This window comes from Arenibaculum sp. (assembly GCF_035998295.1).
GTDB lineage: Bacteria > Pseudomonadota > Alphaproteobacteria > Azospirillales > Azospirillaceae > DASYHS01.
On sequence record NZ_DASYHS010000147.1, the window covers coordinates 1 to 23,414 of the forward strand.

Sequence of the window (23,414 nt, forward strand, 5' to 3'; positions counted from 1 at the left end):
GACAGCCCCCACAGCGCGATCAGGGCGGCGACGCGCTGCTCGATGTAGCGGAGCGCGTTGATGACCTTGGTCGTGCGCTGCCCGGTCAGGTCCTGGAAGGAGCATGCGGTGAAGACGTTCATCACCTCGGCCTCGATGCCGGCCGCGACCGCCACCGCGTCCGCCGCCGAGTCCGCCGGTCCGGCGCGCAGCCGCCCCGCCAGGTCGAGGATGCGCTCGGCCGAGGACAGGATCTCCGTCGAGGCATGCTCGGTCGACAGGATGATCGCGTCGAGCTCGTTGGTCGCGGACACGATCCGGTCCTTGCCGGCGCCGGCCGGTTTGATCGCCGCGATCTCCCGCCGCGCATGCGAGATCGACGCGCTCATGTCCTGGAGTTCGTGCCGCAGCACCGCGATTCGCTGGGCGAGGTTGGTGGCCTCGTTCTGCTGGCGCCACTGCTCGCGCAGTTCCCCCAGCAGGCTCCGGACCTCCAGGGCCAGCCCGCCCTGCGCCCGGCGCAGATGCTCGCGCAGGAACGCCCTGCCCCGCGGCGTGCGGGAGATGAATTCCTCGATCTGAAGAAAGTCGGCCTCGGCCAAGTGGACGGCGGCCAAGTGAACGGCGTCGGTCATTCCCACTCCCTGGAATATGGCCGGCGCCGCATCGTGGCGCCGCACGCATCGAATGCCATGTCATGCCGCAAACGGGAAGTTGGTGTCAAATTCGTGACCGGAGCGATATTTAGCGCATATTTCATCATGGCTTAATAAAAATACGGCAAAGAATTAGCGGACGCAGGACGCAGGGAAACGCGGTGGCTGACGAGACACGGCCCATACGGTGGCGCAATGCGGCTGTCGGTGCCCTCGCGCGGCACGACTGCTTCGCGCAGGGGACGCTGGCCGACTGCCTGCACCGGATCACCGAGGCGGCGGCCGAGGTGCTCGCTCTGGACGAGGCCGGCATCTGGCTGCTGAGGGACGGCGCCGCCGACCTCGACTGCGTCGACCTCGACTGCGCCGACCTCTACGACGCCCGGACCGGCCGCCACGGGACCGGCGCCGCCATGGACGCCGCCCGCCACGCCGCCTGCCTCGACGCGCTGCGCACGGAACGGCCCGCCGCCGGCCGCGCCGGCGTGGCCGGGTCGGTCATCGCGATGCCGGTGTTCCACGCGGGGCGCATCGCCGGGGTGCTCCACTGCACCGACCGCGGCCGGAGCCGCGACTGGCGCGAGGACGAGGGAACCTTGGCCGCCTCGCTGGCCGACCTCGTCGCCCTGGCGCTGGCCGAGGACGCGCGCCGGACGGCCGAGGCCGGCCGCTCGCTGATCGAGCGCCGCCTGCAGGTCGCCATGGACGTCACGCGTTCGGCGATCTGGGACCTCGACCTCGTGACCGGCGACGTCTGGTGGTCGGCGGAGTATTTCGCCATGCTCGGGCTCGATGCCTGCGCGGTCCGCCCCGACGACGGCACCTGGGCCTCGTTGATCCATCCCGGCGACCGGGCGCAGGTGATCGGGCAGGCGAAGGCGCACCGTTCGGGCGACGGCACGTTCCTGAGGCAGACCTACCGGATGCTGCGCGCCGACGGCGGCGTCGTCTGGGTCGAGGATGCCGGCTACCTGGTCCGGGACGCGGCGGGACGCCCGACCCGGTGGACCGGCGTCAAGTCGGACGTCACGGAGCGCATCCGGACCGCGGCGTCCGCGCACAGGACCGAGGCGAGCTACCGCAGCCGCCTCGCCCATGCGACGATGCACGACGCGCTGACCGGCCTGCCCAACCGGCACCTGTTCATGGAGCGGCTCGGACGCGCGCTGGGCCGCGACGGCGCCGCCGGGCCAGCGGGCGTGGCGGTGATCCTCGCCGACTTCGACAACCTGAAACTGATCAACGACAGCCTCGGCCACGCGATCGGCGACGCGATGGTGGTCGAGCAGTCGCACCGCCTGCTGGAACGCCTGCGGCCCGGCGACACGCTGGCGCGGCTCGGCGGCGACGAGTTCGCGATGCTGGTCGAGGGCATCGGGAGCCCGTCCGCGGCGCTGGAGCTGGCGGACGCGCTCAGGGCCGCGCTGTGCGTGCCGGTCGGGCTGGAAGGCCAGGACGTCCACACCTCCGCCTGCCTCGGCGTCGCCTTCGACGAGGCCGCCGTCGCCGCTCCCGAGGACCTGCTGCGCGACGCCGGCATCGCGCTGCACCATGCCAAGGCGCAGGGCCGTGGCCGGTGCGCGCTGTTCACCCCGCGGATGGGGACGGAGCCGCGCCGCGTCCTCTGGCTCCAGAGCGACCTCCGGCGGACCCTGGAGAACGGCGGCCTCCATCTCGACTACCAGCCCGTCGTCGACCTGCAGCACCGCCACCTGGTCGGGTTCGAGGCGCTCGCCCGCTGGAACCACCCCCAGCACGGACCGATCCCGCCGTCGGTCTTCATTCCCGTCGCCGAGGACGCGGGCCTGATGCCGCTGCTCGGCGCCCGGGTCATGCGGGACGCCTTCGCGCGGCTGGCGGCCTGGCAGCGCCGCCTCGCTCCCGGGCACCCGCTGAGCCTCAGCATCAACATGGCGCCGTCGCAGCTCGCCGACCCCGACCTGTTCGCGACCATCGACCGCCTGCTCGCCGAGACGGGCGCGGACCCGGCCCGCATCAAGATCGAGGTGACGGAAACCTCGCTCGCCGGGGACGCCGAGAGCGCGATCCTGCGCCTGAAGGGCCTGCGCGAGCGCGGCCTGATGATCATGATCGACGACTTCGGCACCGGCTACTCGTCGCTGGGCCGGCTGCACCGGTTCCCGATCGACGGGCTCAAGATCGACCAGAGCTTCGTCAAGCCCCTGCTGATGGACCGGGACAGCGCCACCATCGTCCGCAGCATCGTGGCGCTCGGCAAGGCGCTCGGCCTGTCCGTGGTCGGCGAGGGCGTGGAGGACGAGGCGTCGGCCCGCGAGCTCGCGCGGCTGGGATGCGACCATGCCCAGGGATACCACTTCGCCCCGCCCCTCCCCGAGGCGGAGGCCGACACCCTGCTCGGCGCCGGGAAGGACCTCACCGGGATGGGCCTCACCGGGATGGGCCTCACCGGAATGGATCGGGGTGCCGCGGATTGAGATGGGTCAAGGACACGCTCCCTAGCCGGCGGTAAGACCGGCTTTGCCTGGCAGCCCCAGGCGGAGGGAGTCCCGACCGATGCCGTCACCGATCCAGACCCAGCGTCCCGTCGAGCGCCTGCTCGCTACCGCGGCGCGCCTGTTCGCCCGCCACGGCATCAACGCGACCGGGATCGACCGCATCCTCGTCGAGGCCGGCGTGGCCAAGATGACGCTCTACAACAACTTCGGTTCGAAGGAAGGCTTCGTCCTGGCCGTCCTGGAGCGCACGGCGGCGGCTTGGCGGAACTGGTTCGCCGCGGCCCTGGACGCCCTTCCCGGCGGCCCGGAGGAACGCGTCCTCGGCATGTTCGGTGTGCTGGGCGGCTGGTTCGCCCGGGACGACTTCTTCGGCTGCCCGGTCATGAACGCCATCGCCGAGAGCGACAAGGACGACGTCCGCCTGCGCCGCCTCGCCGAAGCCCACGAGGAGGCGCTGCGCTCCACGATCCGCGACCTCGTCGCCGGGCTGGACGCCGAGGCGGCGGATCGAGACGGCCTCGCGTCGATGCTCGTGCTCCTGGTCCGCGGCGCGATCGCGCAGGCGACCCTCGCGCGCACCGCCGATCCCGCCCGCGCGGCCGCCGAGGCGGCGCGGCTCCTGCTCTCCGGCGTGGCGCCGGAGCGGCGCGGGGCCGCTTAGAGCGGATCGAGGTTCATCCTGAACCTCGATCCGCTCCTAATCTGTTGATTATAGATCGGATTCACGCGGACGGGCGTTCACGCCCGCCCGCGATCCGATCTAGCCGCCCCTCGTCCCTCAGCGCTCCCGCGCGCCGACGACCTGCGAATCGTCGAGCCGCGTCCCTTCGAGGATCGCCTCGCGCAGGTCCGCCTCGCGCAGGTCGGCGCCCGTCAGGTCGGCACCCGTCAGGTCGGCGCCGCGCAGCTCGGTCCCGACCATCCGGGCGCGGCGCAGCGACGCGCCGGCCAGGTTGGCCTGCCACAGTCGGGCACGCTCCAGGTTGGCCGACAGCACGTGGCTGGCCTCGCCCTCGCTGAACCGGACCGCGTCGAGGACGGCGCCCTCCAGGCTCGTCCGCCTCATGAAGCTGCGCCGGAAGATGGCCGCGCGCAGGTCGCACTCCGACAGGTCGGCGTCGCTCAGGTCGGCCAGGGTGAAATCCGCCAGCGTCAGCGTCGCCCGGGCCATCTTCGCCCCCGTCATCACGCAGTTCAGGAAGATGGCGCCGCTCAGGTCCAGGCCGGCGAAGTCGATGCCCGACAGGTCCGTCCCCTTCAGCTCCAGGCGCCGGCCTTCCATGCCGCGCGTCGCGAGCCAGGCCCGGTGCGCCTCTATCAGCTCGGGCAGGTCGAAGCCCTCCGCCGGCACCGGCTGCGGCAGGTTGCGCGCGGCGCCGCCCGCGGTGGCGGCGCTGGCCGCGGCCTCGTCCAGCACCGCGCCGAGCAGGTCGGCCCCCGAAAGGACCGCGGACCGCCAGGAGATCCCGGTCAGCACCGCCCCGTGCATCACCGCGCCCGAGAAATCCACCTCCGCCAGGTCCGCCCCTTCGAGGACGGTGCCGGTGAGGTTGGCGTTGCGCAGGTCGACGCGCTGGAGCTTCGCGCCGCCCAGCACGGCGTCCGTGAGGTCGACCTGCATCGCCAGCGTCCCGATGATCCGCGCGCGCGTCAGGTTGGCGCCCTTCAGGCTCGCGCCCACCAGTTCCGCCGGGGTGTTCTCCAGGGCGATGTGGCTGCCGATCGCCCTCGCGAGCGTGCCCTCGCGGATATTCGCCGCCAGCAGCAGCGCCTCGCTGAGGTCCGCGCCGCGCAGGCAGCAGCCCCGCAGGTCGGCGCGGCTGAGATCGGCGCTCTGCAGCTGGGCCATGCGCAGGTCGGCCGAGGCGAGTCGCGCGTCGGAAAGGTCGGCGCCGCGCGCGTCGACGCTGCGCAGCAGCGCCCCCGTGAGCTCGGCGCCCGAGAGGTCCATGCCTGCGAGCGTCAGCCCCGAAAGGTCGTGGAACGCGAGCATCGCCCGCTCCCCGCCCTTCTGGCCGGCCCGGTACAGGGCATGGCGCGCGGCGACGGCCGTCAGTTCGGCCTGGTCGATGCGCACCCAGGTCGAAGGTGTGACGACCGTCATGCGCAGTCCTCCGAAAGGGCGGCAGCCTTCGCGCCTGGAAGTCCGGGCTCGGAGATGTCCCGTGGCTCGGGGTCGGCGAAGGTCGGCTGCATCCCGGGCGTTCCCGTGTCGCCCCATTGTCGGAAAGGGGCCGCCCGAGCGCCAGCGAAAAGTGGTACCCCTCCCGATTTTCGCAGCCGGATCAGCGCCCGCGTATGGATCGCATTTGTAAGGATCGGGCGGCGGCGAGGCCGCCGCCCGTGTTCGCGGGACCCGTGTTCGCGGGTATGTCAGCCGATCGCCGCGATGGCGACGCCGCAGGCCGCGCCGAGCACGCCCAGCCCGCGCGCCGCGATCCGGCCAGCGGGGACCGATGCGACCCGCAGCCCCTGCGCGATCGCGATCCCGGCGCCGTGCAGCAGCGCGGTCGCGATGGCGAAGCCGGCGCCGTAAAGGAGCGGGTTCGCCGCTCCGGGCATCTCCATCCCGTGCGCATGGCCGTGGAAGGCGGCGAAGACGGCCGTGACCGCGACGGCGCCGGCCAGCGGCAGGCGCGCCTGCAGGGCGAGCAGCACGCCCAGCGCCACGACCGAGCCGGCGATGCCGAGCTCGACCGCGGGCAGCCCGGTCCCGGCCATGCCCAGGATGCCGGCGCCGACCATGGCCGTCACGAAGGCGAGCGGCAGCGCCCAGGTCGCGCGCCCGCCGGCCTGGCCCGCCCACACCCCGAGCAGGACCATCGCCAGCAGGTGGTCGAGGCCGCCGAACGGATGGGCGAACCCGCTCACGAAGCCGGCCGCATGCTCGTGCCCCGCATGGGCCCAGGCGGCGGAAGGCAGCGACGCCGCCACGGCCGCGGCCAGCGCGGCAATCGAAATCTTTCTCGTCATCAATGGTCTCCTGAGATCACGTCGCCGTCGCGGACGGGGCTGCTGGTGCCGTCGCCGGATGTTTCGCGCGAGAGTTTCGTCGAGATCGCCGGCAAGGTCAAACCGCACGAAGGGACGATCTGAATCGACCGCGGCCGGCAACGTCGTGCCCGGCGCGAAGAGAGAATGCCGCCGGCCATGATTTTTTCCTTGCATTCCTGCGTCAAAAGGCTATTTCACCGGCCCAGACGCACCCGCACGTGCCTATGGCCCTTCGTGGTTATGCAACGACGTACCGCGTCCTTTTTGGCAGAGCCGGTCAGCCGTGGACCGGTCCCGAGAGGGAGGTAAGTATGGTTGCCAACCACGAGGCAACGACGCGATAGCGTGAGGGCGGCAGGTCCGCCTCTTCCCGTCAGATCCGATGTCGAGCGAGCGGCCTTCCGGCCGCTGCGGGTTTTTCCAATCGTCCCCGGCCGTCCGGCCCGGGACCGAGGGGTGCGTCATGGCCGTCGTCCGTTTCCGTTCCGCCGTCTCCCCGCTCCGCCGCCACCAGCGGCCTGCGCAGGCTCCCCGCCGCACCGTCGACGAGACCGTGGCGGCGCTGCGCCCGTCCGAGCCGGTGCATTGCATCCGCCCGGCCGTCCTCTCGGCCGCCGCCCGCCGCTTCGTCGCCGCGTTCCCGGGCGACGTGCTCTACGCCGTGAAGTGCAACCCCGAACCGGCGGTCCTGCGCGCGCTGTATGCCGGCGGCGTCCGTCACTTCGACTGCGCGTCGCCGGCCGAGGTGCGCCTGGTCCGCCAGCTCTTCCCCGACGCGCAGGTGCATTACATGCACCCGGTCAAGGCGCCGGCCGCGATCCGGGAGGCGTATTTCTCCCACGGCGTGACGGACTTCTCCCTCGACAGCGCCGAGGAGATCGACCGCATCGTCGCCGAGACCGGGCAGGCGCGCGACCTCGGCCTGTTCATCCGCCTGGCGCTGCCGAAGGGGTCGGCGGTCTACGACCTGTCGGGCAAGTTCGGCGCCGCGCCGGCCGAGGCGGCGGCGCTGCTGCGCGCCGCGCGCGCGGTCGCCCGGCGCGTCGGGATCTGCTTCCACGTCGGCTCCCAGTGCCTGGAGCCCGAGGCCTATGCGCGCGCGGTGGCGCTCGCGGCGGAGGTCTCACGCCACGCCGGGGTCGAACTCGACGTGCTCGACATCGGCGGCGGCTTCCCCGTCAGCTATCCGGGCGTGACCCCGCCGCCGCTCGACGACTTCCTGGCCGCGGCGACGCGCGCGGCGGCCGAGGCGGGCCTGGGCGGCGTCCGCCTGTGGTGCGAGCCCGGCCGCGCGCTGGTGGCACCCGGCGTCTCCGTGCTCGTGCAGGTGATCAAGCGGCGCGGCGACGAGCTGTTCATCAACGACGGCGTCTACGGCAGCCTCTCGGACGCCGGCGTGCCGGGCTTCCGCTTTCCCGCCCGCCTCGTCCGCCCCGACGCCCCGGCCGCCACCTTGGCCGGCCCGGCGGAGCAGCAGTTCAGCTTCTACGGCCCGACCTGCGACAGCGCCGACCGGATGGCGGGCCCCTTCGCGCTGCCCGGCGACGTCGCGGCCGGCGACTGGATCGAGCTCGGCCAGCTCGGCGCCTATGGCGGCTGCCTGCGGACCGCGTTCAACGGCTTCGACCAGGTGCATCTGGTCGAGGTGACGGACCGCCCGCTGATGGAGACTCCGGGCTACGCCGAGGAACGCCGGGTTGCATGAACCCGTCCGCTCTGTTCTAAACCTCCACGACACGCCAACCCGCAGGCGCCAGGACGCCAGTCAGCCACCGATACACCGGGGACCGGACCCATGAACCACACCGTCAAGCACGTGAACTTTCCAGGCCGCCTGGTGATCGTCGGCTTCGGCAGCATCGGCCAGGGCGTCCTGCCGCTGCTGCTGCGCCACATCGGCATCAAGCCCGACCGGGTCACGGTGGTGACGGCGGAGGACCGCGGCTACGAGGAGGCGGCGTCCTACGGGGTCGAGTTCCGGCAGGTGGCGCTCACGCGCGACAACCTCGAGGCCGAGCTGGCGCCGCTGCTGGGCCGGGGGGACTTCCTGCTGAACCTGTCGGTGGACGTGAGCTCGCTCGCGCTGATCGAGCTCGCCTGGACGCATGGCGCGCTCTATCTCGACACCTGCATCGAGCCCTGGGCCGGCGGCTACACCGACACGTCGCTGACCCCCTCGCAGCGCTCCAACTACGCGCTGCGCGAAGCGGCGCTGGCCCTGCGCCGCCGCCACCCCGACGGCCCCACCGCCGTCGTGACCCACGGCGCCAACCCCGGCCTCGTGTCGCATTTCGTGAAGCGCGCGCTGCTCGACGTCGCGCGCGACACCGGGCTGTCGACCGACGTGCCGCGCGACCGCGAGGGCTGGGCGAGGCTCGCGATGGAGCTCGGCGTCAAGGCCGTGCACATCGCGGAGCGCGACACCCAGCGCGCCTCGTATCCCAAGAGCCCGGGCGAGTTCGTCAACACCTGGTCGATCGACGGCTTCGTCGGCGAGGGCTCGCAGCCTGCGGAGCTGGGCTGGGGCACCCACGAGAAGGCCCTGCCGGCCGACGGCCGCCGCCACGAGTTCGGCGGCGACGCCGCCATCTACCTGATGCGGCCGGGCGCCTCGACGCGCGTGCGCAGCTGGACGCCGCTCGAAGGGCCCTATCACGGCTTCCTGATCACGCACGGCGAGTCGATCTCGATCGCCGACTACCTGACCCGCCGCGAGGGCGGCGCCGTGGCCTACCGGCCGACCGTCCACTACGCCTACCACCCCTGCGACGACGCCGTCCTCTCGCTCCACGAGCTGGCCGGCAAGGCCTGGACCCTCCAGCCCTCGACCCGGCTGATGATGGAGGAGATCGAGACCGGCATCGACGAGCTGGGCGTGCTGCTGATGGGCCATGCCAAGGGCGCCTACTGGTACGGCTCGCAGCTCTCGGTCGAGGAGGCGCGCCGCCTCGCCCCGCACAACAACGCGACCAGCCTGCAGGTCACGGCCGCGGTGCTCGCCGGCATGATCTGGGCGATCGAGAACCCGTCGCGCGGCATCGTCGAGCCGGACGAGATCGACCACGCCCGCGTGCTGGAGATCGCCGCCCCCTATCTCGGCAAGCTCGTCGGCGCCTACAGCGACTGGACGCCGCTGTGGAACCGCGGGACCCTGTTCCCCGAGGACGTCGACACCGCCGACCCCTGGCAGTTCCGGAACTTCAGGGTCGTGTGAGGGGCCGGGAGGGGCAAAGCCGGAGACGGTCTGGCCGGAGACAGTCTTGCCGTGCAGTGCCCCGGCCGGGTACAACGACGGGGATGCAGGTCTCGAGATGAAGTTCCCGGCCCCCCTCGTCGAGGGGCTTCTCGTCCGGCGCTACAAGCGCTTCCTCGCCGACGTCGCGCTCGCGGACGGCACGGTCGTGACCGCGCATGTCCCGAATTCCGGCGCCATGACCGGCGTGGACGCGCCCGGCAGCCGCGTCTGGCTGTCGCGCTCGGACAACCCCTCGCGCAAGCTCGCCCACACGCTCGAGATGGTCGAGGCGGACGGCACCGTCGTCGGCGTCAACACCGGGCATCCCAACCGGATCGCGGCGGATGCCGTCGCCGCCGGCCTGATCCCGGAGCTCGCCGGCTACGCCCGGGTCCGGCGCGAGGTGCGCTACGGCGCCAACTCGCGCATCGACCTGCTGCTGGAGGCGGACGGCGACCCGCCCGGCGCCCCGCCCGCCGCCCCGCCCGCCTACGTCGAGATCAAGAACGTCCACCTGCGCCGGCCGCACAGGTTCGACGGCTTCGCGGCCGAGTTCCCGGACGCGGTCACGACGCGCGGCGCCAAGCACCTGGAGGAGCTGGCGCGCATGGTCGCCGCCGGGTGCAGGGCGGTCATGCTGTATCTTGTCCAGCGCGACGACTGCACCCACTTCCGCATTGCGGACGACGTCGATCCCGGCTACGCCGCCGGCCTCGCGCGCGCAGCCGCGGCGGGGGTCGAGACGTTATGCTACCGGTGCACGGTGTCGCCGGCCGCCATCGAGCTGTCGGGGCCCCTGCCCGTGCACCTGCCCACGCCCGCCACCTGATTACGGACCGAGAATGACCAGAGCCGAAGCGGTGCAGAAGAACGAGCCCGGCCCCCGCAGCGACACGATCCGCATCCATGCGCCCGAGGACTTCGCCGGCATGCGCGCCGCCGGGCGCCTCGCCGCCGAGACGCTCGACTTCATCACCCCCCACGTCGTCCCCGGCGTGACCACGGGCGAGCTGGACCAGCTCTGCGAGGCGTTCATCCGCGAGCACGGCGCGGTGCCGGCGCCGCTGGGCTATCGCGGCTTCCCCAAGGCGACCTGCATCTCGGTCAACCACGTCGTGTGCCACGGCATCCCCGGGGACAAGCGGCTGCGCGACGGCGACATCCTGAACATCGACATCACCGTGATCCTCGACGGCTGGTACGGCGACACCTCGCGCATGTACCTCGCCGGCGACGCCGTGCCGGTCAAGGCGCGCAAGCTCGTCGACGTCACCTACGAGGCGCTGATGCGCGCCATCGCGGTGGTCAGGCCCGGCGCCCATCTCGGCGACATCGGCCACGCGATCCAGAGCTTCGCCGAAGGCCACCGCTACAGCATCGTCCGCGACTTCTGCGGCCACGGGCTCGGGCGCGTGTTCCACGACGCGCCTTCGGTCGTCCATTTCGGCACGCCCGGCACCGGGCCCGAGCTGAAGGAAGGCATGTTCTTCACGATCGAGCCGATGATCAACGCCGGCCGCTACGACGTGAAGATCCTGTCCGACGGCTGGACCGCGGTCACCAAGGACAAGAGCCTGTCGGCCCAGTTCGAGCACTCGATCGGCGTGACGAAGGACGGCTGCGAGATCTTCACCCTGTCCCCGGCCGGCTACACCCGGCCGCCGTACTGACCGGCAAGCCCCGCGCCGTCGCGGCGCGGGGCTTGCCGAGCCTCAGGTCGACTGGGTCCGGACCGTCCCCACCCGGGCGAGGAGCCGCGCGAACGCGATCGCCGCGTTGAGGACCGCGATCGCCAGCGTGACCGTCAGCAGGGCGGAGATGCCCGTGGTCACGATCAGCTTCCCCGCGATCAGCGGGTAGCCGAACACGCCGATGAAATAGGACAGGCTGAACAGCAGCAGCGACTGCGCCGTCTCTCCCCGGGGCGCCTCGTTGGCGGCGAGCCCGTTGATGACCGAGTAGGTCAGGCCGTAGCCGACGCCGAGCGTCACCGAGGCGAGCAGGTAGCTCTTCCAGCCCGTGACCGCGAACTCGAACATCGCGATCGAGACGACGATCAGCGAGGTGAGGACCGCGGACGAGACATAGGGGTTCTGCCGGGTCACGATCCCGGACAGGAACATGCGGCAGCCGATCGCCGCGCTCATGAACCCGACGAAGAAGATCGAGAAGTCGAGCCCGCGCGCCCCGGCATACGAGGTCTGGAAGCTCGAAAGCCCGCCGAATATCGCGCCGCCGAGCCCGACCATGATGATCGGGAAGATCGCCTTGGCCTTGAGCACGCGCAGCACGCTCGCCCCCGACAGGCGGCTGACGCCGACCGCGCCGTTGGCGGCCACGATCCGCCGGATCGGCCCGTGCAGGAAGAAGAAAATCGCGCCGCCGGCGACGCTCGTCGCGGCCGCGACCCAATAGGTCGTCTCCAGCGGCAGGCCGAGGGAGTTGACCAGCCGGCCGAGGATCGGCCCCGTGCCGATGCCGCTCATCATGCTGCCGGACAGCAGCGCGAAGAAGCGGATGCGCCGCGCCGGCTCGATGACCGCGGCGACCACGATGGGCCCGAGCGTGTAGAAGACGCCCCAGCCGCAGCCCAGCAGGAAGCCGCAGGCCAGCATGCCCACGCCGACGCCGGGGACGACCGCGAAGCCGAGGCAGCTCGCCCCCAGGACGAGGCCGGAAATGCCCACCGCGCGCGGCGCGCCGATCGCGTCGCTCGCATGGCCGGACAGGACGACCGCGGCGATGGTGCTGACGATCGCGGTCGAGATGATGAGGCCGGCGTCGCTTTCGTTCCCGCCGCGCGAGGCGACGAGCAGCGCCAGCAGGAAGGTCGTGCCGTAGGCGACCGAAAGCAGGTATCCGCCGAAGCAGAACAGGGAAAAGAAACCGTTGGAGATGCGCGGCGTCTCGCCATCCCGACCGATCGCCACTGTCACGTCCGTTCCTCCTTCATGGCCGGCGCGGTGGCCGTATGCGCCTCGATCAATGCGTTCTTGACGATCTCGAGATCGTCCTCGCCCGTCCGCCAGTTGGCCACGGCCAGCCGGACCACGAACGCGCCCTTGTAGGTGCTCGGCGTCACGAAGCACCGCCCGGACTGGTTGAGCTTGCGCACGAAGGCGCGGTCGAGCGCGCCGCCGTCCGCGCCGGCCAGCCAGCGCCCTTTGAACGCGACGACGTTGAGGCGCGTCTCGGCGACCGTCTCGAACAGATCGCCCCCGTCGATCCAGTCGCACAGCGCGCGCGCGAAGCCGCAGTTGCGCTCGACCACCTCGCGGTGCCCCGCCCTGCCGTACGCGGCCAGCGTCAGAAAGACCGGCAGCGCCCGGAACCGGCGCGACTGCTCGATCCCGCGGTTCATGAAGGAGGGCATGACCCCGTCCGCCGGCACGTAGGGTGCCTCCACCGAGAAGGCGCGCTCGTTCAGGAGCGGATGCCGGGTCAGCGCGATGCCGCAGTCATAGGGCACGTTGAGCCATTTGTGCCCGTCGAGCGTGATGCTGTCGGCCTCCTCAATGCCCGCCGCCAGATCCGCATAGGCCGGGCTGCAGCGCGCGAACGCCCCGAACGCGCCGTCCACATGCATCCAGGCGCCGTGCGTGCGGCACAGGTCCGCTACCGCCCGGAGGTCGTCGAAGTCGCCGGTGTCCACGGTTCCGGCGCTGGCGACGACGATCCGTCCCGGTGCCTCGCAGGTTGCGAGCGCCCGCTCCAGAGCGGCGACGTCCACGGCTTCGCGTCCGGGAAGGCTCGCGACGCGCTGGACCCTGCCCTGCCCCATTCCCAGGATGCCCATCACCTTCAGGATGCTGGAATGCGGCGCCGCGCCGAAGACGCGCACGGCGGCGGGCTCGGCGAAGCCGTCCCGGGCGTGGTGCAGGCCCTGGCGCTCCCCGCACCATTCGCGCGCCGAGGCGAGGCAGACGAGGTTGGCCGCCGTCGCCCCGGTCGTGAACACGCCGTGGAACCGCCCCTCCGGCAGGCCCAGCAGGTCCGCGATCCATTGCAGCGCCCGGTTCTCGACCGCCGCGGCGATGGAATGGCGCTCGGTGGCGACGTTCTGGTCGAAGGTGGAGACCAGCCAGTCGGCGGCGAGCGCCGCCGGCGTCACGCCGCCGGTGACGAAGCCGAAATAGCGCGGGCCGGTGGAGCGGCCATGATGCTCGCCGTAGCGCGACAGGTAGGCGTCGAGCGCCCGGATCGCGCCGGACCCCGTTTCCGGCAGGACGTCGTCGCAGGCCGGCCGCTCCCGTTCGAACCCGACGGCCGGCGCCTCTGCGGACCCCGCCAGGAACCGCAGGGCGGCTTCGAGCGCCTCCTCCAGGATCGGGCGCATCTCCGCCCCGTCGTCCCGAAGCGGCCTCGACGCGCTGAGGCGTTCCACTCCCGCATCGGGCGACATGCTTCGAAACTCCGGCCGGGTGCGACGAACGGCATTCGGTATGCTTCGGGCGAAGATTCGCTCCAACGATTACCTGCCGCCGCGCGGACCGCCCGGTTCATCGTCGGACTTCACCCGCGATGCGGAAAGGATAAACGGCCGCATTCCCGCAACAAGTCCTTTTTCCGGGCCGGCCGGGTTTATCACGGCGCCGGCCTGCCAAACATACGGACGTCATCAATTACGCCATGCTCGTGCATGTCCAAAGACTCGAAAGCTTGCCGGGCGCGGCCGGACGGCTATAGTCGCGCATGCGATCGCAATCTTCTTCGGGTGCCTGACGGTGACGGGTGACGTGAACGACGGGCCGGAAGCGGCCCCCCACTATGTCGGCCATCGCCGGCGGCTGCGCGCCCGCTATCTGTCGGGCGGCGCCGCGGCACTGCAGGACTACGAGCTGCTGGAGCTGGTGCTGTTCGCGGCCGTGCCGCGCCGCGACGTGAAGCCCCTGGCCAAAAGCCTGCTGCGGATCTTCGGCGGGCTCTGGCAGGTCGCGAACGCGCCGCCCGCCCGGCTGGTCGAGGCCGGGCTGAGCGAGGCGGCGGCCGTCGCCGTCTCCGCGATCGGCGCCGTGAACCTGCGCATGACGCGCCAGCAGCTCCTGGACCGCCCCGTGCTCGCGACCTGGCAGCGCCTGATCGACTATTGCGGGGCCGCGATGGCCGACGAGACGACGGAGCAGTTCCGCCTGCTGTTCCTCGACCGCAAGAACCGGCTGATCGCCGACGAGGTCCAGCAGCGCGGCACCGTGGACCACGCTCCGGTCTATCCGCGCGAGGTCGTCAAGCGCGCCCTGGAACTCGGCGCCAGCGCCGTGATCCTGGTCCACAACCATCCCTCCGGCGACCCGGCGCCGAGCCGCGCGGACATAACCATGACCCACGAGGTCGCGGCGGCCGCGGCCACGGTCGGCATCGTCGTCCACGACCACGTCGTGATCGGGCGCGGCCGGCACTTCAGCTTCAAGACCGAAGGGCTGCTGTGACGGCCGGGCCGCGCCGCGGCCGGGACGGCGGCGAACGCGCATTTGCATCTTTCCGGCGCGGCCGGCCCCATCTTCGCGGTCGACTGGCCCGCAGCCTCGGCTACCACGTCCCGGCCGCGGATGTCCGCGGCCGTTGCCGCAGGAGGATGCCATGCTCGATCATCTGGAGATCCGCACACGCCGCATGGGCGACTGCGTCGCCTTCTACCGCCGGGTGCTCGAACCCGTCGGCTACGGCCTCGTCGTCGATGGCCCGGCAAAGGGGTTCGGACACGACGGCCGCCTCGATTTCTGGATCGTCGAGGGCGATCCGTCGCTCGACGTGCACTTCGCCTTCAACGCCGTCGACCGCCCGGCGGTCGATGCCGCCTTCGCGGCGGCGGACGGGCATGGCGGCCGCCGGGATCGCGCTCCCGCGCTCGCGCCGCATATCCACCCGAACTATTACGCCGGCTACGCCCGCGACCCCGATGGGCGACTCGTCGAGTTCGTCAGCCACGCGCCCGCCTGAGCATGCCCGCCTGATCACGAAAAAGGGGCCGATGCCCGCAGCCAGGGCGCCGTCGGCGTGAACTCCCGAGCGAGCCGGTCGACGAACACCCGCGTCTTGGCCGGCACCAGCCGGCCGGGGGGCAGCACCACCTGGATCGCTCCCTCGTAGTCGAAGCTCCATTGCGCGAGCACGCGGACCAGCCTGCCGTCGGCAAGCTCCTTCCCGATCATCCATTCGGCCGCCGGCAGGATGCCCGCGCCGCCGAGGCATGCGGCGAGAAGCCCTTCGCCCTCGTCGGACGTGATGGGGCCGGAGACGCGCAGGGTCACGCGCTCGTCGCCCGCCCGCAGCCTCCAGTTCGGCCAGAACCGCGCCTTGGGCAGAAGGAGGCAGGCATGCCGGCCGAGGTCCTCCGGCCGTGCCGGAACGCCGCGGCCGGCGAGGTATGCCGGCGAGGCGCACAGCACGGTGTCGAAGGTCGCCAGGCGGCGGGCGACGAGGCTGCTGTCGGCAAGCTCGCCGATCCGCACGGCCGCATCGAAGCCCTCCGCCACGAGGTCGACGAAGCGGTCGGCATGCACGAGATCGAGCTGCAGCGCCGGGTAGGTATCGATGAACTCCGGCAGCCACGGGGCGATCCAGCGCTGCGTGAACGCCGCCGGCAGCGACAGCCGCAGCAGGCCGCGCGGCATGGCGGCACCCTCCGATGCCTCGACGTCGGCCGCGGACAGTTCGGAGAGTACCGCCTGGACGCGCCGGAGATACGCCGCCCCGACCTCCGTCACGGCGACGCGCCGGGTCGTGCGCGAGAGCAGCCGCACGCCGAGCCGCGCCTCCAGCGCGTCGAGGCGGCGCGAGATCACCGACGCGTCCCGCCCGAGCGCGCGCGCCGCCGCGGCGATGCCGCCGCGCTCGGCCACGGCGGCGAAGGCTTCGATCTGTTCGAGATGGGCGCCGCTTCGTTCCTGCATCCCGTGCACGGGTGATTTGGTTCGAAACCGGATTATCGGCTCGGCCGCCTGCGATTATCAATCCCGCAGATCAAGGCGAACCACCGACGGGAGAACCACCATGAGCAAACCCGAAGCGGTCTTCCCTGCCGGCCGGCAGGCGCTCTACGACCTCAACCGCTATTCGGCGGCGGTCCGCTCGGGCGACCTCCTGTTCGTCTCGGGCCAGGTCGGCAGCCGCGAGGACGGCTCGCCCGAGCCGGACTTCGAGAAGCAGGTGCAGCTCGCCTTCGACAACCTCGCCGCCGTGCTGAAGGCCGCCGGCTGCACGTTCGACGACATCGTCGACGTGACGACGTTCCACACCGATCCGGCCGCCCAGTTCGACACGATCGCCGCCGTCCGGCTGAAGGCGGTCGGCGGCCCGCCCTACCCGAACTGGACCGCCGTAGGGGTCAACTGGCTCGCGGGCTTCGACTTCGAGATCAAGGTGATCGCCCGCATCCCGCAGCCCGCCCGACTCGCGTGAAGGAGCCGCACATGGACGGCTTCGCATCCTTCACCGCGATGCTGCGCGCGGTACTGGGCGATCGGCTGGCGCCCGGCGCCGCGACGTTCTCCGACATGTTCGCCCCCGACGCCGCGTTCGAATTCCCCTTCGCCCCGCCCGGCATGGCGCGCGCCGCGCGCGGACGCGCCGAGATCGACCGGCACCTCGCCAGCCTCACCGACTTTGCGCTCGACGCGGTCTCGCGGCCGGCCGTCCACTGGGTCGAGGGCGGGGACGCGGTCGTCCTCGAGTTCGAGGCAAGGGGCCGCAACACCCGGACGGGCGCCGCCTACGACCAGCGCTACGTCTCGGTGATCGAGCTGCGGGACGGCCGCATCGCGCTCTACCGCGACTACTGGAACCCGCTGGCCGTGCTCGCCGCGTTCGGCGGCGAGGACGACGTCGTCGGCCGTTGGGAGCGGACGACCTGATCGCCGCGGGCGGGAGATCGGCGGCCCGGGCGGCCGCCGATCCCCACGGGCCCGGTTCACCTATTTCTTGAAGGCGTCCTTCGCCTTGTCGATGCCCTGCTTGACCTTGCCGGCGGCCTTGTCGACCTTGCCCTCGGCCTCGTGGGAGTGTCCCTGGCGCTTGAGCTCGTCGTCGCCCAGCGCCTCGCCGGCGGCCTTCTCGACATGGCCCTGCGTCTCCTTCATGCGTCCTTGGCGTTCGTCGCGGTTCATGACCTTCCTCCATTTGCTGTCGATGGCTCTTCCATCAACAGGCGCGGCGATGGACCATTTCAGGCGCCCGGCGAAGGATCGGGCTGGGATGGACCATTACGAAGTGATATTCTGATCGCACGGTTGAATCTTTGCGCAGGCTGCCGCCATGAAAGCCGATGAAGCCGCACGATTCGCAGACACGACGCCCTTCCGGGAATTCGCGCAGAAAGCTCTGGAACACGATCCCCACGGCGCCGGTCATCACGCCGGCGCCCTGGAGAGCATTCGGCGAGCCGAGCACAAAGGGCACCGCATCGCCGTCAAGACGACGTATGAGATCACGGTCGACGGCAAGCCGCTGACCACCCATGTCCACGTCACGAACGACGGCAAGCTGCACTCGCACGCCCTCCCGAACTACGTCTTCGCATCGGCCATCGACCTGATCAGGACGATCGTCGACCTCTTTCCGGGTGAATTCTCCTCACGCGATCATGGGGCGGATCATGACGGTCACACGCACGAACATCGTTGAGGACCCGGGCGCACGGGACCGCTTCATCGAAGGTGTCCTCGGCCTGAAGCGGGAAATCGTCTCGGCGGAACAGAACATCAGCGTCTACGACGCCTTCGTGATCTGGCATCACCGCACGATGTACACGTTCACGCCGCCGGGCCAGACCGACCGCAATGCCGCCCATCGGGGGCCGGTCTTCCTGCCCTGGCACCGCCTGATGCTGATCGCGCTCGAGCAGCAGATCCAGCGGGTCCTCGGCGACGCGACGTTCGGGTTGCCGTACTGGGCCTGGAACCAGGATGGCGACCTCCCGGTCGGGCAGCAGGCCCGGGCCAGCGTCTGGGCGGACGACTGCATGGGCGGCAGCGGCAATCCCGGGCAGGGCGACCGGGTCGAGACGGGGCCCTTCGCCTACCGCGAGGACGATCCCGCGAGCTGGCGCGTCCGCGTGCTGCCCACGCCTTCGGGCAGGCTCGGGCTCGTCGACGCTGCGCTTCGCCGATCGCTGGCCCGGGACGTGCCGGACCTGCCGACGACGGCCCAGGCGAGGGCCGCGATCGAACTCGGCACATATGACGAGGCGGACTGGGAGACGGTTTCCGCCGACACCTTCCGCAACGTCTGCGAAGGCTGGACGCCGGAACCGCCGGGCCTGCACAACCGCGTCCATGTCTGGGTCGGGGGCGACATGGGCCCGTCGACCTCGCCGAACGACCCCGTCTTCTTCCTGAACCACGCGAATGTCGACCGCATGTGGGCCGCCTGGCAGCGGCGCCATCCCGGCGCGGGCTACCTGCCCGGGCTGGACGGGGCGCCCGACCTCCAGGGTCATCGCCTCGGCGACGAGCTGATTTCGATCTACCCCGGCGCCGCGCCGACGATCGAAGCCATGCTCGACGTCTCCGACGTCTACGAGTACGACACGATCGAGGACTTCGTGAGCGTCGACGTCTGACGGCCGGGACGGGCCGGCGCCGCCGTTCCGCTCAGAACCGCCCGGCCCGGTAGTCCTCCATCGCCTGCGCGATCTCCTCGCGCGTGTTCATCACGAAGGGCCCGTGGGCGACGACCGGCTCGCCGAACGGCGCCGCGTGGCCGAACAGCACGACGGCCTCGCCCGGCGCTTCCAGCGCCACCTCGTCCCCCGCGTCGCCGACCTCGACGAGGTGGTGCTGCTCGACCCGCTCGCCCGCGACGTCGAGCGCGCCGCGCACGAGATACAGGAAGACGTTGCGCCCGGGTGCGACCGGCAGGCGCACCGCACCCCCGGGCGCGAAGGTCAGCACCGCCATCTGCACGTCGGCCAGCGTGTCGACCGGGCCGGAATGCCCGTCCCAGGTGCCGGAGACCGCGGCGACCGTCACACCGCCGTTGCCGGCCGCGAACGACGGGATCTGGTCCTTCTGCAGGCCGACATAGCGCGGCTCCGTCATCTTCAGGCGCGCCGGCAGGTTCACCCACAGCTGCAGGATCTCCAGCGGGCCGCCGCGCTTCTTGAACTCCTCCGGCGACAGCTCGGCATGGACCAGGCCTCGGCCCGCCGTCATCCACTGCACGCCGCCGGCCCCGATCACGCTCTCGTGGCCGCCGGAATCGCGGTGGGCCAGCTCGCCCGCCAGGATGAAGGTCACGGTCTCGAAGCCGCGATGGGGATGCGGCCCGAACGGCAGGCCCCGGTTGCCGGGCGGGTAGGTCTGCGGCCCGTGATGGTTCAAGAACAGGAACGGGTCGATCTGGTCGATCCCCGGACCGGGCAGCGGGCGGCGCGTCGTCAGGTCGGCGATGTCGTCTCGGTAGGCGGGGTGCCGCCTGCGGATGGTCCTCGCGGTCATGGCGGGTCGGTGCTCCTGCTCGTCGGTTCGATGCGTCGGATTGGATATGGCGCGTGACGGCCGGCGCCGCTATGGTCCCGCCCTGCCGATTCGCCTGTCCGAGGTCGTTGCGAGATGATACCGCGCTACAGCCGCCCCGAGATGTCCCGCATCTGGGAGCCCGAGAACAAGTTCCGGATCTGGTTCGAGATCGAGGCCCATGCCTGCGACGCGCAGGCCGAGCTGGGCGTGATCCCGCGGGAGGCGGCCCAGGCGGTCTGGAAGCGCGGCAAATGGGAGATCGCGCGCATCGACGAGATCGAGCGCGAGACCAAGCACGACGTGATCGCCTTCCTGACCAACCTGGCCGAGCATGTCGGGCCGGAGGCCCGCTTCGTCCACCAGGGCATGACCTCGTCGGACGTGCTGGACACGACGCTGGCGGTGCAGCTCGCCCAGGCCACCGACCTGCTGCTCGCCGACCTGGACGCCCTGCTCGCGGCCCTGAAGCGCCGCGCCTTCGAGCACAAGGGCACGGTCACGATCGGCCGCAGCCACGGCATCCATGCCGAGCCGACGACCTTCGGCCTCAAGCTCGCCGGCCACTACGCGGCGTTCGAGCGCGCGCGCCAGCGCCTGCAGGCGGCACGGCGCGAGGTCGCGACCTGCGCGATCTCGGGCGCGGTCGGCACCTTCGCCAACATCGACCCGCACGTCGAACGCCACGTCGCCGAGAAGATGGGCCTGGAGGTCGAGCCGGTCTCGACCCAGGTGATCCCGCGCGACCGCCACGCGATGTATTTCGCGGTGCTGGGCGTCATCGCGTCGTCGATCGAGAACCTCTCGGTCGAGGTCCGGCACCTCCAGCGCACCGAGGTCCGCGAGGCGGAGGAGTATTTCTCCCCCGGCCAGAAGGGCTCCTCGGCGATGCCGCACAAGCGCAATCCCGTGCTGTCGGAGAACCTGACCGGCCTCGCGCGCGTCGTGCGCGCCGCGGTCACGCCGATGATGGAGAACGTGGCGCTCTGGCATGAGCGCGACATCTCGCATTCCTCGGTGGAGCGGGTGCTCGCCCCCGACGCGACCATCGCGCTGGATTTCGCGCTGGCCCGGCTCACCGGCCTGGTCGAGCGGCTGGTGGTCTATCCCGAGCGCATGCGCGAGAACCTGGAAGGCATGGGCGGCCTCGTCTTCAGCCAGCGCGTCCTGCTCGCCCTGACCCAGGCGGGCATGAGCCGCGAGGACGCCTATTCCGCCGTCCAGCGCAACGCGATGCGCGTCTGGCAGGAGGGCGGCACCCTGCTCTCCTACCTGAAGGCCGATCCCGAGGTCGCCCGCCACATCGACGCCGACCGGCTCGCGGCGATGTTCGACCTCGCCTACCACACCAAGCACGTCGACACGGTGTTCCGCCGGGTGTTCGGCGAGGGGTGAGCGCCGGCTACTGCGACATGACCTGGTCGCGCGCGACGTGGAACAGCCGCTCCGCCTCGCGCTCGATCCGGTGCCTGCTGACGTCCACGTCCGCGTCCGCGAAGTCGCGCTCGACCGCGTCGATCAGCTCGGTCACGCGCTCGGCGGAGAAGTCCTCGTCGGCGAGGCGCCGGGAATAGGCCGCGGCGTCGTCCCCCGACAGGCCGAGCTGCCCGGCGGCCCACTCGCCGAGCAGCCGCGCCCGGCGCGCCCTGACCTTGAACAGGGTCTCCTGGTCGTGGATGAACTTGTTCTCGAAAGCCATTTCGCGTTCGTCGAAGATCGTCATGGCGCATCCTCCACATCGAACGATGCGTCCATCATATAACGGAAATCGTCCGCGCGGGCCGAAACCGGGCCTGCTGCTTGCGAATCGAGGGGTCCGCCGGCACATGTGCAGCCTCGTCATCCTCCGCCGCCCCGGGGCCGACTACCCCGTCCTCGTCGCCGCCAACCGCGACGAGATGGCCGGCCGGCCCTGGCGCCCGCCCGCCCGCCACTGGGAGGACCGGCCCGAGGTCGTCGGCGGTTTCGACGACCTGGCCGGCGGGAGCTGGCTCGCCGTCAATGACCACGGCGTCCTCGCCGCCGTCCTCAACCGGGAAGGCACGCTCGGCCCGGCCGAGGGCAAGCGCTCGCGGGGCGAGCTGGTGCTGGACGCGCTCGACCACCCGGACGCGCTGCTGGCGGCCGACGCGCTGACCGGGCTCGACCCCGACGCCTACCGCCCGTTCAACCTCGTCGTCGCCGACAACCGCGACGCCTATTTCGCCAGCAGCCGAGGCGACGGGATCATGCGCGTGCGCCCGATCCCCGAGGGGCTGTCCATGGTGACCGCCGCCGACCCGAACGACCATTCCAGCGCGCGCATCCGCCGCTTCCGGCCGCTGTTCGCCGCCGCCGCGGCGCCGGACCCCGCGGCCGGCGACTGGGCCGGGTGGGAGCGGCTGCTCGCCAGCCGGGATCACGAGCCCGGCGCCGACCGTCGCGACGCCATGTGCGTCGCGACGCCGACCGGGTTCGGCACGACCTCGTCGGCGCTGGTGGCGCTTCCGGCGATCGACCGGCCCGACCTGCCGCCGGTCTGGCGCTTCGCCGCGGGGCCGCCCGGCACCGTGCCCTGGACCGACGTCAGTCTCGGCTGAGCCGGGGGGCCGGCGGCCCGAAGGTGCATTGTGCTGCGGGCTCCGGCTTGCTATATGAGCAGCAATATTACCGGGATCGACACGTACAATCGCGGTCCCTGCCACTTCGGAAGACCACCATGACAAGACGCAGGCGGATCTACGAGGGCAAGGCGAAGGTCCTGTTCGAAGGTCCGGAGCCGGGCACCCTCGTCCAGTATTTCAAGGACGATGCGACCGCCTTCAACAACCAGAAGAAAGGCACGATCACCGGAAAGGGGGTCCTCAACAACCGGATCTCCGAATACCTGATGATCAAGCTGGGAGAGATCGGGGTCCCCACGCATTTCGTGCGCCGCCTGAACATGCGCGAGCAGCTGATCCGCGAGGTGGAGATCATCCCGATCGAGGTGGTCATCCGCAACGTCGCCGCCGGCTCGCTGTCGAAGCGATTCGGCATCCCGGAGGGCACGCTGCTGCCCCGCTCCATCGTCGAGTACTACTACAAGTCCGACGAGCTCGGCGACCCGATGGTCTCGGAGGAGCACATCACCGCCTTCGGCTGGGCGGCCCCCCAGGACATCGACGACATGATGGCGCTGTCGCTGCGCGTCAACGACTACCTGTCGGGACTGTTCCTCGGCATCGGCCTGCGCCTCGTCGACTTCAAGGTCGAGTTCGGCCGCCTGTGGGAGAACGAGGAGATGCGGATCGTCCTGGCGGACGAGATCAGCCCGGACAACTGCCGCCTATGGGACGTCAAGACGAACGAGAAGCTCGACAAGGACCGGTTCCGCCAGGACCTGGGCAAGGTCGAGGAAGCCTACCAGGAAGTCGCCCGCCGCCTCGGCATCCTGCCGGAGGGCGGAACGGGGGACTTCAACACGCCGAAGCTGATGCAGTAGTGAGTCCGATGAAGGCCAAGGTTCACGTCACCCTCAAGAAGGGCGTGCTCGATCCCCAGGGCAAGGCGATCGGCCACGCCCTCCACGCCCTCGGCTTCCCCGGCGTCGGCGACGTCCGCCAGGGCAAGTACATCGAGCTGGAGCTGAGCGAGACCGACC

General features: G+C 71.1%; 25 protein-coding genes and 1 pseudogene. 16 read left to right on the plus strand and 10 right to left on the minus strand.

From position 1 onward, the window contains the following. Positions 1-614 (minus strand): annotated as a pseudogene (locus VGO20_RS14470) (protein phosphatase CheZ); the annotation flags it as partial. Positions 615-796: 182 nt separating this feature from the next. Here VGO20_RS14470 and VGO20_RS14475 point away from each other — a divergent pair. Beyond that, on the plus strand, positions 797-3,091 hold the full coding sequence (locus VGO20_RS14475) for a putative bifunctional diguanylate cyclase/phosphodiesterase (protein ID WP_327503072.1): 2,295 nt from the start codon (positions 797-799) through the stop codon (positions 3,089-3,091). A 79-nt stretch (positions 3,092-3,170) separates the two neighbouring features. Beyond that, positions 3,171-3,773: a TetR/AcrR family transcriptional regulator gene (locus VGO20_RS14480; protein ID WP_327503073.1), complete on the plus strand. Its 603-nt coding sequence runs from the start codon at positions 3,171-3,173 to the stop codon at positions 3,771-3,773. 117 nt (positions 3,774-3,890) lie between these two features. On the opposite strand, the gene VGO20_RS14485 is transcribed toward VGO20_RS14480, so the two are convergent. From VGO20_RS14485 to VGO20_RS14495, 3 genes are all read right to left on the minus strand, one after another. Next, positions 3,891-5,216, minus strand: a complete 1,326-nt coding sequence (locus tag VGO20_RS14485; protein ID WP_327503074.1) for a pentapeptide repeat-containing protein — start codon at positions 5,214-5,216, stop codon at positions 3,891-3,893. Positions 5,217-5,485: 269 nt separating this feature from the next. Further along, complete coding sequence (locus tag VGO20_RS14490) at positions 5,486-6,085, minus strand: HupE/UreJ family protein (protein ID WP_327503075.1); 600 nt, start codon at positions 6,083-6,085, stop codon at positions 5,486-5,488. Next, entirely contained in the window at positions 6,085-6,264 is a 180-nt protein-coding gene (locus VGO20_RS14495) for a hypothetical protein (RefSeq protein ID WP_327503076.1), read from the minus strand. Before VGO20_RS14495 ends, VGO20_RS14490 begins: the two co-directional genes overlap by 1 nt. 305 nt (positions 6,265-6,569) lie before the next feature. Between VGO20_RS14495 and VGO20_RS14500 the strand changes: the two genes are divergently transcribed. From VGO20_RS14500 to map, 4 genes are all read left to right on the plus strand, one after another. After that, entirely contained in the window at positions 6,570-7,811 is a 1,242-nt protein-coding gene (locus tag VGO20_RS14500; protein ID WP_327503077.1) for a type III PLP-dependent enzyme domain-containing protein, read from the plus strand. Between the two features lie 90 nt (positions 7,812-7,901). After that, the gene (locus VGO20_RS14505) at positions 7,902-9,320 is read left to right on the plus strand and encodes a homospermidine synthase (protein ID WP_327503078.1); all 1,419 of its coding nucleotides are present in this window, start codon (positions 7,902-7,904) and stop codon (positions 9,318-9,320) included. A 97-nt stretch (positions 9,321-9,417) separates the two neighbouring features. Further along, positions 9,418-10,170 carry a DNA/RNA nuclease SfsA gene (sfsA, locus tag VGO20_RS14510; protein WP_327503079.1) on the plus strand — a complete coding sequence of 251 codons (753 nt, stop codon included), beginning with the start codon at positions 9,418-9,420 and terminating at the stop codon, positions 10,168-10,170. Positions 10,171-10,183: 13 nt separating this feature from the next. Next, positions 10,184-11,011 (plus strand): type I methionyl aminopeptidase, encoded by an 828-nt coding sequence (gene map / locus VGO20_RS14515; protein WP_327503080.1) that lies wholly within the window; start codon positions 10,184-10,186, stop codon positions 11,009-11,011. Positions 11,012-11,053: 42 nt separating this feature from the next. Here the strand turns inward: map and VGO20_RS14520 are convergent, their stop codons facing one another. Together VGO20_RS14520 and VGO20_RS14525 are read right to left on the minus strand one after the other, a co-directional pair. After that, positions 11,054-12,277, minus strand: a complete 1,224-nt coding sequence (locus VGO20_RS14520; protein WP_327503081.1) for an MFS transporter — start codon at positions 12,275-12,277, stop codon at positions 11,054-11,056. Next, on the minus strand, positions 12,274-13,743 hold the full coding sequence (locus VGO20_RS14525; RefSeq protein WP_327503082.1) for a pyridoxal phosphate-dependent decarboxylase family protein: 1,470 nt from the start codon (positions 13,741-13,743) through the stop codon (positions 12,274-12,276). Before VGO20_RS14525 ends, VGO20_RS14520 begins: the two co-directional genes overlap by 4 nt. A 322-nt stretch (positions 13,744-14,065) precedes the next feature. Here VGO20_RS14525 and radC point away from each other — a divergent pair, with 322 nt between their 5' ends. Continuing rightward, complete coding sequence (gene radC / locus VGO20_RS14530; protein WP_327503083.1) at positions 14,066-14,767, plus strand: RadC family protein; 702 nt, start codon at positions 14,066-14,068, stop codon at positions 14,765-14,767. A 151-nt stretch (positions 14,768-14,918) separates the two neighbouring features. Further along, the gene (locus tag VGO20_RS14535) at positions 14,919-15,278 is read left to right on the plus strand and encodes a VOC family protein (RefSeq protein ID WP_327503084.1); all 360 of its coding nucleotides are present in this window, start codon (positions 14,919-14,921) and stop codon (positions 15,276-15,278) included. A 14-nt stretch (positions 15,279-15,292) separates the two neighbouring features. On the opposite strand, the gene VGO20_RS14540 is transcribed toward VGO20_RS14535, so the two are convergent. After that, positions 15,293-16,231 (minus strand): LysR family transcriptional regulator, encoded by a 939-nt coding sequence (locus tag VGO20_RS14540; protein WP_327503085.1) that lies wholly within the window; start codon positions 16,229-16,231, stop codon positions 15,293-15,295. Positions 16,232-16,331: 100 nt separating this feature from the next. On the opposite strand from VGO20_RS14540, the gene VGO20_RS14545 reads away from it, so the two are divergent. Together VGO20_RS14545 and VGO20_RS14550 are read left to right on the plus strand one after the other, a co-directional pair. Continuing rightward, a complete protein-coding gene (locus VGO20_RS14545; RefSeq protein ID WP_327503086.1) occupies positions 16,332-16,739 on the plus strand; it encodes a RidA family protein in 408 nt (135 codons plus the stop codon). An 11-nt stretch (positions 16,740-16,750) separates the two neighbouring features. Further along, a complete protein-coding gene (locus tag VGO20_RS14550; protein ID WP_327503087.1) occupies positions 16,751-17,191 on the plus strand; it encodes a nuclear transport factor 2 family protein in 441 nt (146 codons plus the stop codon). A 60-nt stretch (positions 17,192-17,251) separates the two neighbouring features. On the opposite strand, the gene VGO20_RS14555 is transcribed toward VGO20_RS14550, so the two are convergent. Beyond that, positions 17,252-17,443 (minus strand): CsbD family protein, encoded by a 192-nt coding sequence (locus tag VGO20_RS14555; protein ID WP_327503088.1) that lies wholly within the window; start codon positions 17,441-17,443, stop codon positions 17,252-17,254. Positions 17,444-17,591: 148 nt separating this feature from the next. Here VGO20_RS14555 and VGO20_RS14560 point away from each other — a divergent pair, with 148 nt between their 5' ends. Further along, a complete protein-coding gene (locus VGO20_RS14560) occupies positions 17,592-17,960 on the plus strand; it encodes a hypothetical protein (RefSeq protein ID WP_327503089.1) in 369 nt (122 codons plus the stop codon). Then, positions 17,932-18,897, plus strand: a complete 966-nt coding sequence (locus tag VGO20_RS14565; RefSeq protein ID WP_327503090.1) for a tyrosinase family protein — start codon at positions 17,932-17,934, stop codon at positions 18,895-18,897. The genes VGO20_RS14560 and VGO20_RS14565 overlap by 29 nt, the downstream gene beginning before the upstream one ends. Positions 18,898-18,928: 31 nt before the next feature. Here VGO20_RS14565 and VGO20_RS14570 read toward each other — a convergent pair whose 3' ends face one another. Further along, positions 18,929-19,774 (minus strand): pirin family protein, encoded by an 846-nt coding sequence (locus tag VGO20_RS14570; RefSeq protein WP_327503091.1) that lies wholly within the window; start codon positions 19,772-19,774, stop codon positions 18,929-18,931. Between the two features lie 114 nt (positions 19,775-19,888). On the opposite strand from VGO20_RS14570, the gene purB reads away from it, so the two are divergent. Continuing rightward, on the plus strand, positions 19,889-21,187 hold the full coding sequence (gene purB, locus VGO20_RS14575) for an adenylosuccinate lyase (RefSeq protein ID WP_327503092.1): 1,299 nt from the start codon (positions 19,889-19,891) through the stop codon (positions 21,185-21,187). Positions 21,188-21,194: 7 nt separating this feature from the next. Here the strand turns inward: purB and VGO20_RS14580 are convergent, their stop codons facing one another. After that, positions 21,195-21,515, minus strand: coding sequence for a DUF1476 domain-containing protein (locus tag VGO20_RS14580; RefSeq protein ID WP_327503093.1), 321 nt, complete (start codon positions 21,513-21,515; stop codon positions 21,195-21,197). A gap of 103 nt (positions 21,516-21,618) precedes the next feature. Here VGO20_RS14580 and VGO20_RS14585 point away from each other — a divergent pair, with 103 nt between their 5' ends. From VGO20_RS14585 to purS, 3 genes are all read left to right on the plus strand, one after another. Then, on the plus strand, positions 21,619-22,371 hold the full coding sequence (locus VGO20_RS14585; protein WP_327503094.1) for an NRDE family protein: 753 nt from the start codon (positions 21,619-21,621) through the stop codon (positions 22,369-22,371). Between the two features lie 119 nt (positions 22,372-22,490). Beyond that, positions 22,491-23,255, plus strand: a complete 765-nt coding sequence (purC, locus tag VGO20_RS14590; protein ID WP_327503095.1) for a phosphoribosylaminoimidazolesuccinocarboxamide synthase — start codon at positions 22,491-22,493, stop codon at positions 23,253-23,255. Between the two features lie 8 nt (positions 23,256-23,263). Then, positions 23,264-23,414, plus strand: a 151-nt coding sequence (purS, locus tag VGO20_RS14595) for a phosphoribosylformylglycinamidine synthase subunit PurS (RefSeq protein WP_327503096.1), incomplete at its 3' end; no start/stop codon positions are given.